General features: G+C 30.2%; 11 protein-coding genes and 1 pseudogene. 6 read left to right on the forward strand and 6 right to left on the reverse strand.

The window, feature by feature from the left end; all coding sequences use genetic code 11:
* Positions 1-5: 5 nt before the first annotated feature.
* Both rny and ctlX read left to right on the forward strand, forming a co-directional pair.
* Positions 6-1,580: a ribonuclease Y gene (gene rny, locus C4Q29_RS00465; RefSeq protein ID WP_370737684.1), complete on the forward strand. Its 1,575-nt coding sequence runs from the start codon at positions 6-8 to the stop codon at positions 1,578-1,580.
* Between the two features lie 71 nt (positions 1,581-1,651).
* Complete coding sequence (ctlX, locus tag C4Q29_RS00470) at positions 1,652-2,569, forward strand: citrulline utilization hydrolase CtlX (RefSeq protein ID WP_103980863.1); 918 nt, start codon at positions 1,652-1,654, stop codon at positions 2,567-2,569.
* Between the two features lie 680 nt (positions 2,570-3,249).
* On the opposite strand, the gene C4Q29_RS00475 is transcribed toward ctlX, so the two are convergent.
* Positions 3,250-4,629 (reverse strand): bifunctional metallophosphatase/5'-nucleotidase, encoded by a 1,380-nt coding sequence (locus C4Q29_RS00475; RefSeq protein ID WP_103980864.1) that lies wholly within the window; start codon positions 4,627-4,629, stop codon positions 3,250-3,252.
* A gap of 78 nt (positions 4,630-4,707) precedes the next feature.
* Here C4Q29_RS00475 and C4Q29_RS00480 point away from each other — a divergent pair, with 78 nt between their 5' ends.
* Positions 4,708-5,691 carry a tyrosine recombinase XerC gene (locus C4Q29_RS00480; protein ID WP_103980865.1) on the forward strand — a complete coding sequence of 328 codons (984 nt, stop codon included), beginning with the start codon at positions 4,708-4,710 and terminating at the stop codon, positions 5,689-5,691.
* A 44-nt stretch (positions 5,692-5,735) separates the two neighbouring features.
* Here C4Q29_RS00480 and C4Q29_RS00485 read toward each other — a convergent pair whose 3' ends face one another.
* From C4Q29_RS00485 to lexA, 4 genes and pseudogenes are all read right to left on the reverse strand, one after another.
* Positions 5,736-6,767 (reverse strand): aminoglycoside phosphotransferase/kinase family protein, encoded by a 1,032-nt coding sequence (locus C4Q29_RS00485; RefSeq protein WP_103980866.1) that lies wholly within the window; start codon positions 6,765-6,767, stop codon positions 5,736-5,738.
* A 31-nt stretch (positions 6,768-6,798) separates the two neighbouring features.
* Positions 6,799-7,080 (reverse strand): annotated as a pseudogene (locus tag C4Q29_RS06405) (peptidoglycan bridge formation glycyltransferase FemA/FemB family protein); the annotation flags it as partial.
* A 27-nt stretch (positions 7,081-7,107) separates the two neighbouring features.
* Positions 7,108-7,791 carry a lipid II:glycine glycyltransferase FemX gene (locus C4Q29_RS00490; protein ID WP_234993998.1) on the reverse strand — a complete coding sequence of 228 codons (684 nt, stop codon included), beginning with the start codon at positions 7,789-7,791 and terminating at the stop codon, positions 7,108-7,110.
* A 77-nt stretch (positions 7,792-7,868) separates the two neighbouring features.
* Positions 7,869-8,486: a transcriptional repressor LexA gene (gene lexA / locus C4Q29_RS00495; protein WP_103980867.1), complete on the reverse strand. Its 618-nt coding sequence runs from the start codon at positions 8,484-8,486 to the stop codon at positions 7,869-7,871.
* A 135-nt stretch (positions 8,487-8,621) separates the two neighbouring features.
* Between lexA and C4Q29_RS00500 the strand changes: the two genes are divergently transcribed.
* Together C4Q29_RS00500 and C4Q29_RS00505 are read left to right on the forward strand one after the other, a co-directional pair.
* Complete coding sequence (locus C4Q29_RS00500; protein ID WP_103980868.1) at positions 8,622-8,915, forward strand: LysM peptidoglycan-binding domain-containing protein; 294 nt, start codon at positions 8,622-8,624, stop codon at positions 8,913-8,915.
* 57 nt (positions 8,916-8,972) lie between these two features.
* Positions 8,973-9,896 (forward strand): diacylglycerol/lipid kinase family protein, encoded by a 924-nt coding sequence (locus C4Q29_RS00505; RefSeq protein ID WP_103980869.1) that lies wholly within the window; start codon positions 8,973-8,975, stop codon positions 9,894-9,896.
* Here C4Q29_RS00505 and miaA read toward each other — a convergent pair whose 3' ends face one another.
* Positions 9,897-10,814, reverse strand: a complete 918-nt coding sequence (gene miaA, locus C4Q29_RS00510) for a tRNA (adenosine(37)-N6)-dimethylallyltransferase MiaA (protein WP_103980870.1) — start codon at positions 10,812-10,814, stop codon at positions 9,897-9,899.
* 133 nt (positions 10,815-10,947) lie between these two features.
* Between miaA and C4Q29_RS00515 the strand changes: the two genes are divergently transcribed.
* The gene (locus C4Q29_RS00515) at positions 10,948-12,264 is read left to right on the forward strand and encodes an MATE family efflux transporter (protein WP_103980871.1); all 1,317 of its coding nucleotides are present in this window, start codon (positions 10,948-10,950) and stop codon (positions 12,262-12,264) included.
* Positions 12,265-12,297: the final 33 nt, after the last annotated feature.

The following is a 12,297-nucleotide window of genomic DNA, read 5'->3' on the forward strand; positions in this document are numbered from 1 at the left end:
ATCTAATAGGAGGCAATATGGATATAGTATATTATGTTCTTGCCTTGCTTGTGGGAGTTATAATTGGGTATATTGTTGTTTCAATTATGAAGAAAAAATCTGATAGGAACAAGATTAGTTCTGCTGAGAATATTTCCAGAAGAATTATCGATGATGCTAACAGAGATGCTGAAAATATAAAAAAAGAAAGTTTGTTGACAGCTAAAGAAGAAGTATATAAATTAAAACAAAATATAGAATTAGAAGAAACTAAAAAACGTAACGAACTTAGCAAACAAGAACAAAGATTAAATAAAAGAGAAGATCTTTTAGATAAAAAAGAAGACAGCTTAGATAAAAAGTCAGAAAAACTTGATAGAAAACAAGAATCATTAAATGCTAAGCTTAAAAATGTTGAAGAAAAAGAATTACAAATAGACGAAAGTCTAGAAGAACAAAAGCTAGAATTAGAAAAGATTGCTTCATTAACCAATGAAGAAGCTAAGCAAATAGTTTTGGACATGGCAAATGAAGAAGCTGAACACCAAAGAGCTCTTATAGTAAGAGACTACGAAGCTAGAATAAAAGAAGATCAAAATAAACTAGCTAGAGAAGTTATCACTAGAGCAGTTCAAAGGCAAGCTTCTGATGTTGTAGCCCAATCATCAGTTACCCTAGTAACCCTTCCAAATGATGATATGAAGGGTAGGATAATTGGTAAAGAAGGTAGAAACATTAGATCTTTTGAAAATATAACAGGTGTAGACGTTATAATCGACGATACACCAGAAGCGGTAGTATTATCATCATATGATCCAAAAAGAAGAGAAATTGCTACTATTACATTAGAAAAATTAATGATTGATGGTAGGATTCATCCAGCTAGGATAGAAGAAGTTTATGAACTAGCTGTAGAAGAAGTTGAAGACAGGATTAGACAATATGGTGAAGATGCTGCAGAAAGAGCTCGTGTACACGGTCTACCACATGAAATAATAAGGACCTTAGGTATTTTAAATTTCAGAACTTCTTATGGACAAAATGTTTTAGAACACTCTGTAGAAGTTGCTAATATAGCTGGTAACCTAGCAACCGAATTAGGTATAAATGCGAGAACAGCTAGAAGAGCTGGACTTTTACATGATATAGGTAAGGCTTTAGATCAAGAGATTGAAGGTACACACGTTGAAATTGGTGTAAGATTATTAAGAAAATATAAGATAAATGAAGAAATTGTACATTGTGTTGAAGCTCACCACTTTGATGTACCATTCAATTCACTGGAAGCTATGGTTGTACAAGCTGCAGATGCTATTTCAGCAGCAAGACCAGGAGCAAGAAGAGAATCAATAGAAGCTTACTTACAAAGACTTTCAAACCTTGAAGAAATTGCTAATTCATATGATGGTATTAAATCAGCTTATGCAATTCAAGCTGGTAGGGAAATAAGAGTTATAGTAGAACCAGATAAGATATCTGACGATAAAATAACCTTATTATCACAAGAAATTGCCCATAGAATTGAAGAAGAATTAGAATATCCAGGTAAGATAAAAGTTCATGTTATAAGAGAAATAAGAGCTTCTGCCTATGCAAAATAAAATAGAAATATGATAAAATAGGTCTGATATACTAATAAAGTAAATCAGATCTATTTAATTTAGGAGTAAATATGTTTAAGCATACCACTGATGAAATTGTAATGATCAAACCAAAAAGATTTGATTTTAATGAAGAAACTGCGGTGAATAATACTTATCAAAATAATGATAATAAGTCGCCCGAAATCATTCAAAAGAAGGCCTTAGAAGAGTTTAATGGCTTGGTAGATGCTATTAGATCTAAGGGAGTAAAAGTAAATATAATCGAGGATACTACCATTCCACATACACCTGATTCTATCTTTCCAAATAATTGGTTTTCCAGCCATGAAGGTGGACTTTTAGTAATTTATCCAATGTTTGCTGAAAATAGGCAGGAAGAAATATATAAATTTAAATCTAAAGTTGAAGAAATAGCTAAAAATAAGACTTCAGGTGAATTGTATATAAGAGATTATTCTGACTTAAGAGAGAAAAATATGGTACTTGAAGGTACCGGAGCTATTGTTATAGATAGGAAGAATAAAACAGCCTATACTTCATTATCTGAAAGATCTGACAAGGACCTATTTTTAAAATGGTGTGAAGATACAGGCCATAGGCCTTGTTATTTTGAATCATACCAAGATGGAAATATTATTTACCATACAAATATAATGATGGGAATTGGTGAAAAGAAAGCCCTAATATGTCTACAAGCCATAGATGAAAAGGATAGGGGAAGAGTAAGAGAGTCTCTAGAAAAAGATGGAAATGAAATAATAGAAATATATCCCGACCAATTAAAGTCTGGGCTTGGAAACACCTTAGAACTTAAAGGTACTGATGGAAATAATTTTATAGTAATGTCTACCAATGCATATAAGTCTTTAACTGAGGAACAAAAGTCAGCTATTGAAAAGACAACAGAGATAGTCCATGCAGATGTAAGTACTATAGAATTTTATGGCGGTGGATCTGCTAGATGTATGATTGCAGAAATATTTTAGTTAAATAATTTTATCTGCTTAATATTAAATAAAATATAAATGGAAAAAGAGAGAATTTATTTCTCTCTTTATATATTTTAAATAATTATATTGATATAAAAATTAGTTGTAGTTATAAAGGTAGGGTAAGATGTGTCTAAAAATGTTTCCATATAAAAATATAAAGTTTGTCACAAAATAATAATTTTGCGACAAAACCCATTCTTTTAAATCGAAATGAAGAGACCTGCTCTGATACAGCTTTATAGCCATTCTTCCAAGTTTTTATACTTAATTTCAATTCAGGCAATTTGTATGTCCTCTATGTCTCTCAAAAAATTATTTAACTACTCTATCAAATCTATTGTAAATTCTCTAAATGAATTTCTTATCCTTTAGAAACTGCTTCTACTTAATCTATTCTTATATCTTATATAGCTCTTGTCCTTAATATTTTCTCATCAATTCTTCTTGTATTAAATTTCTTATACTTTATATTTCTTGTGTCTTGTATTATTTATTTACTAGCTCAATTAACTAGATCTTATTACTTTATTATTTAAATCACGGTAAATTCTATCTATTTATAGTAAATTATACTATAATACTAGAAAAACACTTTATAAACCTGATAAAATAGCTATTCGTCTCTAATTTGCGTTTTAAGAGCTTTTTATTTATATAGACAAGTAAATATATGTCTATTTTCGACTAAAATGGGTCTTATTTGGATATTTTCTTTTTATAAGTGATCTATCAAATATATCTTGGTTATTTAAATACTTTTCCATCAAATCCCTTATAAAAAGTTTATGCCATGTGGCATTTTTATTTTCAGTTTTTAATGATGGATAAATTGAACCTCTTTGTATATAGTCGTGACTTACAATTGTATATTCTTTTACTGGATCAAGTTCTTCATTATCTATGGTAACTTTTAAAGGATCTTCTTGTATCTTTACATTAGAAGAAAATGATAAATCTCCAATTATAGTACCTCTAAAACCTGGACCTCTAGAAGGTCTTCTAATATAATCTTGGTCTTGTGATAAGCTTATGGCTTCTAGTATATCCGAACCCTTAACCTTGTATTTGGTTGGATTCAATTTGGATGGGATTGTATCTAATAAAGTTAGTCTAGAAATCGGTTTAACTAAGGAATGATTAGCAATACCATTATGCATGATTGCTAAGTCGCCAGACATCTCATCAAGTATTGAATCGCATATAAAGTTTATTAACTGACATTCTTCATATGGTTCATATGAAAGACTATCGACAGCTGCAATTTCTTGGGATAAGATATTTGTAGCTAGGTCAGACTTTGATTTATATATTTCATCAAATTTCATATTTTCTTTTTCATCTAGGTATTTATGGTCAATGCTTTCAATAGTTATTTTTTTATCAATTATAGATAAGTCAATTATCCCTAAGTTTTCACCTCGTCCAGATTGGGAATATTTCCTGTCTATCCATACATCGTGTGAATGTCCACCAAGGATAAGGTCTATTTGTGGATATTTTTTAATAAATATTTCATCCATCCAAAGTCCACTATGGGAAAGTAGAATTAGATAATCATATTTTCCTTTATTTGCTTCAAGTTCTCGTTCTATAGCTTCAAAAGGATCAGTGGTTAATAGATTACCATTTTTTAGAAAATCGTTGTAAGCACCAGCTCTAAAGTGCGAATTAAAGTATGGAGACAAGGCAATAACTAGAAAATTGATATCATTTTTCTTTATGCTAATTGATCCATTAAGACCCTCAATTTTATTACCAGTCCCGTCGGTAACATTCGCACTGATTAAAGGAAATTTATTTACTAAATAACTTACAGCATCATAGCCTAGGTCAAGCTCGTTGTTACCTATAGCCATTGCATCTAGCTTAAAAGAAAAGGCTAATTTAAGGGCTGATTGTCCCCTATCGGCTTGGACTATAAAGTTACTTAGGTCGGCAAAGTCACCGCTATCCAAGTATAAATCTTCATCTTTCTTATTTTCGTTTATATAGGCACTTGCCTTTTTAAAAAATTCAAAGTTACTGTGTATATCATTTGTATGGTATATTTTCATATATTTCGCTCCCTTATTTTCTTATTATAACATTTAAAATAAGATCAAATATAGTATATAATAGGTTAAGGAGGAATTATGTACAAGGATATTCCATATTTCTTAAGAGATTTTTTAAGTTATTTGAAGACAATTAAGGGACTCTCACCAAATACAGTCCATGAATATTATTATGACTTAAGATTATATTTAAAATTTATGACCTACAGACTCAACTTATTAGATTTTGAAGAAAAAGAGATTGAAGATATTGATATAAGAAAGCTTAAGGTTGAAGACTTAAAAGGTATAAGCATTATAGACTTGCATTCTTACATATCTTATAGGGACAACGACAGGGACAATTCTACAACCACAAGGTCTAGAAAAGTTTCTTCATTGAGGACTTTTTATAAGTATCTGAATACTGTAGCCAAGTCCTTGGATGAAAACCCAACTTTAGAGCTAGAATTACCAAAGATGAAAAAAAGAAACCCAGTTTATATGACCTTTGATGAATCAAAAAGATTGTTAGAAGTCATAGCCCAGGAGAAGAATGCCTTTCTAAGATATAGGGACTTTGCTATAGTCTTACTATTTTTAACTACTGGTATAAGACTTTCTGAACTTACATCTATGGATACTACTAGCTTAAAAGACTTGGAATTTACAGTAATTGGTAAGGGTAACAAGGAAAGAATAGTTTATATGACTGAAGCTGCAAGATATGCTATAGACCAATATTTGATGGTAAGACCTGACTTAGAAGAAGAAAAGGCCTTATTCTTAAGTAATAGGTATAGTCGTATGTCAAACAGGGCTGTCCAACACATGCTAGATAAGTATTTGGCCAAGGCTGGATTTGATACTAGGAAGTATTCAGTCCACAAGCTAAGACATACAGCAGCTACACTTATGTATAGAGAAGGTGTTGATATTAGGACATTGCAAAAAGTCTTAGGCCATACTTCAGTGGCAACGACACAAATATATACCCATGTGGCAGATGATAGTATTAAAGGTGCTATAAGTCACAATCCATTGAATGCTATAAAAATGGATGAAGAAAAATCAGAAGAATAGAGAAATCAAAAAAGACTGTTTTACACAAAAAGTGTAAACAGTCTTTAACTTTCCATTATTAAATTGATAAGTTCTATCACTTTATCAACATGTATATTTTCTTTAATTAAATATCGCCATAAACTCACATATGGGAATAAAAATAGGTCCACTATCTTTCTATATGAGTCCCACATTTCTATTTCTAAATCATCTAATTTATAATATTTAAAGATATGATTAAGAAGATTTTTTCGGTAATTGGTCATTTTATAATAGATTTCTTCAGCACTTAAACTTTCAAAATCTTCTAATGACAAATCATACCTAGTTTCATTCAATATATGATTTATATTTACTTCTTTACCAGCCATATTAAAGTCAATTAAACCTACAAACTCTCCATCTTTTAATAATAGGTTTGAAGGATTTAGGTCAGCCTGTATAGAGCATTTTCTTAAGTCTTTGATATTGTTTTTTATTCTTTCTCTACAATCAAGGTTTATTTTATCAAGCTTTGAAACTAATTCTTTTTGTTCAATATCAAGTAGAGATTCTCTTAACGAAAGATAATTCTCTTCTTTTTCATCTATTTTCTCATCCCATATAGACAAGTCAATTATAGACCACATACTATTTCTAGACATAAGGTCCTTATTTGTGTACATAGTCATGTACTTTGAAGTTTCTTCTAATACTTGAATTTTAAGATCTTCGTTATAATCATCACTTGAGCATATTTTATATGGTGCATATTCTTCTATCCAGGCTATAAAGCTTATATTTTCAAAGTCTAACTCATATAAGTATTTATCATCTCTAGATATTTTATATCTTGGTGCATAGATTCTAGACTTATTGTAGTTATGAATAAGCTTGCTGGTTTCTATAAAAAATTTTTCATCTAAATTGTTATTTGTAGAGATTTTAAGAATCCAATTATAATCTATATTAAATTGCATTCTAATATCACTTACAGAACGTGCTGTATGGTGGATCAAATCTACGGCTTTATGGTCTATTTGAAAATAAGCACATATATCTGATAAAAGTTTATTATCATTTTTTATTTTATCTATTATATTTTCACAATTCATAAGCAACCTTTGCGGATATAGCCTATATATACTATTTATCTAAGAAAATATTATATTTTTCTCTATCATAGACTACGTCTAATTCACCAATAAAGTTAGAATACCTATCTGGATAGCAAAAACCTTCTTTAAATCTATATAAGCCATCTAAGGAATCTAATGAATATATTCCACCAAAATCAAAATAGTCATAACCATTTTCTCTAGACCATTTTATTTCTTCCCATATCATATTGTAGTTCGGCATTTTATTTCTATGTTCATTTGAACTGGCTGCATATAGGTAATATACTTTGTCACCATAAGGAACTAATAAAGATGATGATGATAAGGCTTCTCCTTAATAGTAAGTGGTAAATATTATTCCTCCACTATGGTCAATAAGTCTTTGGAAATAATCTTTTGGCCTGTAAGTTACTCCCTGTCTTTCAGCCATAATCTTTGTTAGCTCATAAAATTTATCTAAGGTTTTTTCATTAGTTTCTAAAACAGTTTCTACACCACTTTTAAATGATTTTCTTAGGTATCTTCTTGTTGATGAAGAGAATCCTTTAAATAATTCATCTTCACTCATACCAGAAATAGGTAAAATCATACTATGTCTAGGTTGGCTAAATGAATGTTCATCTTCCCCATAAGTTCTAAAATCATAGCCTCTTTTTCTATATTCATAAATAGTTTTTTCATTAAAGATAACTTCAGGATCTATCCTTAATAAGAAGGCATTATACTTATCCTTTAAAACACTAGCTTCTTTTATTAACTCATCAACTAAATCGTAATCTTTAAAATCGCAAACAGGACCTCTTGGTGCGTAAAGGAAGTATCCGCTATCTTTATTTTTGATTCCTAAAATGGTCAAAGCAGCTACTATTTGATTACTTCTTTCAACATAAACATAATCAACTGACCAATTATCTTTTACCTTTGCCCAATTTGGGTCTTGCATTGGTTTAGCAAACTTTGAATTTCTAACAAATTTTTTATATCTATTAAAGTCTTCTTGACTTTCTACTAATGGCATTTCTACTCCTAAATATTTTACTCTTAAAGAACTATTATAACAGTTTTAAGCTCAATAACAAAGTTTATTGTAGAAAACTATATATTTTCTCTGAATAAGGAAATAACCCTCCCTAGTATTTCCATATACTCTGGTATAATGGGATCCATAGAAGAGTTTTCAGGAATTAGCATAACTTGTCCATTTTTTTTATATAATCTTTTAACTGTAGCTGAATCTTCTATAAGTGCTACAACAATTTCTCCATGGTTGGCATAATTTGTTTTTTCTACCAAAATCAAATCATCTTCTAATATACCAGCTTCTATCATGGAGTCACCTTTTACCTTTAATAAGAAATAATCCTTATTTTTAGTAATATGTGTAGGTACAGGATAATATGACTCTATATTTTCTTCAGCATAGGTTGGACTACCAGCAGCGATATTACCTAGAACAGGTATATCAATAGTCTCTTCCTTACTAGATAAAATCTCATCTTCATATTCATTATCTACCAAAAGCTTGATGGCTCTTGATTTTAAATTTGATCTTTCTATATATCCTTCTTTTTCTAACTTGGCTAAATCATTTGAAACAGTAGACGTTGATTTTATACCAACGCCATTTTGTATATCTCTTACTGTCGGTGCTAACTGGTTTTTTGCTATAAATTGTTTAATAAAATCTAAAACTTGTTTTTGTCTATCGTTCATATCAGGCTCCTATCTTTATCTAAATTATAACAAAATACACAAAAGAAAACAAATGTTCTTTTTTTGTTGACATAGAACAAATGTTCTGTTAATATAAGTATATGAAAAGAACAAATGTTTGATTGAGAGGTAGATATGAAATTTAGAATTAAAGATCAGAGAAAATTCAACAGATTTATAATAATGAGCCTTAGCCTCATTACTTTATTAGTATTTTTTACATTTAATGTTTTCGGAAATAGTATTGTAGAAGGTAGGTCAGAAAATCAACCTAGTTTGATAGTAAAACAAGGTGACAGCTTATGGACAATAGCTGAACAAATCAACTCTAAAAAAGATGTAAGACAAGTAGTTTATGAGATTAAAGAGTTGAATGGATTAACTGGTTCAAATATCCAACCAGGTAAAAGATTGTATATTCCTAAATAATATTTATTCGATAAAGATTCCCCGTTTTATGGTAAAATATAATAATTGGGGGACCTTATGTTTTTAAATGAATTTGACCAGATTTGCGTGATAATAAGCACCGCTTCTAAAAACTATGATGATATTGCAAAAAAAATAGATAATAAATTTTCCAATATCCTTGATAAAAATAAATATAAAATACATCTTACAAAAAATGCTAATTCAGTCACCAATATTGCCCATGACTTTGCAAGTAAAAATCCTGGCCAACTTATCATTACCGTTGGTGGAGATGGGTCTCTAGGAGAAACTGTTAATGCTATTAGAGGCAAGGATATTATATTCTCCTTTTTACCTAATGGTACAGGAAATGATTTTTCTAGGACTATTTATCCAAAGTTATCTTTTGACCAAATATTGGATAAGGTTGAAAGCTTAGAAATAAAAGATATAGACTTGATTAGAGTCAATGATGACCTATGCTTAAATGCTTTTTCATTTGGATTTGAAAGTCAGGTATTGAAAAAATCTTTAGAGCTAAAAGAAAAATTGGGTAAATTTAAAAAGCTTTCTATTATATTGGCTGTAGCCTTAAATTTAACTAAACTGACTGCCTATAAGTACAAGTTTACATACAAACTAGCTGATGGTACAATCCAGGAATCTACAAATGATAGATATATCACAGCAGTGACAAATGGTAGGTTTTATGGGACTGGATTCCAGCCTGCACCCTATGCTGAAATAGAAGATGGTATTTTAAACTTTAACTCTCTAAAAAAAGATAAGTTTGTAAAACTGCTTGGATTTTTAGCCAAATATAAGAGTGAAAAGCATATGAAGCTTCCTATCAGTGAAAACTTTGAGCTTGTAAGTGGTCATATAGAATCCTTAGATGGCCCAATGATAGGAAATATTGATGGAAATATGAGAGACTTTACTGATATAGACTTTGAAGTCTTAAATAAAGCACTAAAGCTTGGTATCTTTAATGGATAGTTACCAAGCTTTTTTCATTATATAATCTATTATTTTATTAGGGCTATTAAATTCTTCTTTAGAGATATCAATCCAGTCGGAATATTCATTTCTCCTAAACCAAGTCAATTGTCTCTTAGCATAACGTCTAGAATTTCTTTTTATAAGCTCTATCATCTCTTCCTTGCCATATTGGCCTTCTAAATAAGGGATGACTTCCCTATAGCCGATTGCCTTTAAGGACTGGACATTTTTGTCTAGGCCTTCATCTAATAAACCCTTAACTTCATCTATCAATCCTTGGTCTATCATTTGATCAACTCTTTTATTTATCCTTTCATAAAGGACTTCCCTATCATCAGTTAGGACAAAAAGCTTATAGTCGATATCTTCATTTAAGTTTTCCCTATCGTAATTTATTTTTTTACCGGCCAATTTGTAGACTTCAATGATTCTTATCATTTTTTTCATATCATTAAGGTTAATATTTTTATAGAGATCAGAATCAATTGCTCTTACCTGGTCTAAAAGACTCTGTGGATCTTCTTTATACTGGTCTTCTAATTCTTTTCTAAGCTTGTAGTCAGGTTTCACATTTAGAAAATCATAGTCATAAACTAGAGAATCAATATAAAGACCCGTACCCCCTACTACTACCGGCACCATATCTTTTTCAAAAATATCATCAAATATTTCATAGGCCTGGTTTTGGAAATTTTGTACAGAATAATTTTCATCTGGATCGACTATATCAATCATATGGTGGACTATGCCATCCATTTCTTCTTCTTTGATTTTAGCTGTACCTATATCCATTTTCCTATATATTTGCATGGAATCAGCGGATACAATCTCAGTATTCAATTTTTTTGCAAGCTTGATAGCAAGGTCAGACTTACCTACCGCAGTAGGACCAGCTATTATAATTATTTTTTTCATATTATCTCCTAAAACTATTATAACATTAATTAGACTTATGTATAATTACAATGCTATATACACTTGACCTTAGTTAATTAGATTAATATAATAGTCTTTGTATCTTAGAATTTTACAAGAAAAAGGAAGTTAAATGACAAAAACTAATTTATTTAAAACATATTTAAAATACTTATTACCAACCTTGGCCACCATGGTATTATTTTCAACCTATACCATGATAGATGGGATCTTTGTTGGACAAGGAGTTGGTAGCCATGCCCTATCAGCTGTAAATATAGCCATGCCTTATGTGGCACTTTTATTTGCTGTATCCATGCTTATATCTATTGGTAGTTCAAATATCATTACCTATTATTTAGGTAGAAAAGATGAACACAGGGCTAATGAAGCCTTCACTATAGGCTTATTTTTATCTTTTACAATTTCCATCATTCTTACTTTAGTAAGTTATTTTAACTTAGATATATTGGTAGATATGCTGGGAGCAACAGACTCTATTAAGGATTTAGTAAAAGATTATTTATCTGTAATTATATTATTTAGTACATTTTTTATAATGACCTATATATTTGAAATCATGGTAAAAGCTGATGGTACACCTCAATTGGCTATTGTATTTATGGTAGTTTCAGCCTTGACAAATATAGTCTTAGACTATGTATTTATCTTTATATATGACTATGGTGTGAAGGGTGCTGCAGTCGCAACCGGTATAGCCCAAACCCTACCATGTATTGGTTATGTAATTTATTTTAGGTCTAAGAAGGCTAAATTAAGCTTAACCAAATTTAAGTTAAGGCTAAGCAATTTAAAGGAAATATTTATTTATGGGGCCCCAGCATCTCTTACAGAATTATCTACAGGTTTTATTATATTAATGTTCAATAACGCCCTAGGAGATAGTTATGGTGAAGTAGGATTGACTACATTCTCAGTCTTAGCCTATGTACTTACCCTAGTAGTAAATACTATGCTTGCTATAAACCAAAGTGCCCAACCATTAACCTCATACTTTTATGGGGCTAAAGAATATGGTGTAGTAAATAGATTAAAAAGATATATGCTTGTTACTGTAGCTATAGCTGGTATATTGATATTTACCATGATACAAATATTCCCAGGCCAGGTATTTGGATTATTCTTCAAGAGTGATGATGTAGAATTTATTAAATTTTCTATCTATGCCTTAAGAATATTTAGCTTAGGATTTTTAGTTTTAGGTTTTAATACTGGGATCGGTGGATACCTAACTGCTGTAAAAAGACCAAAATATGAATTTATCATATCTGCCCTACGTGGTTATATAAGTATAAGCTTGTCTATCATACTTATACCGATGATATTTTCACACCATAGCATATGGTATGCCTTGTTTGCTTCAGAATTATTAACCTTGCTAGTGTCACTATTCCTATTAAATAAATCAAGTGAATTAGCTAAAAAATGAGTGTTTAAGAAAACTTGAACACTCATTTTATGC

The sequence above is a fragment of the Helcococcus massiliensis genome (assembly GCF_900258485.1).
In the GTDB taxonomy this organism is placed as follows: domain Bacteria; phylum Bacillota; class Clostridia; order Tissierellales; family Peptoniphilaceae; genus Helcococcus; species Helcococcus massiliensis.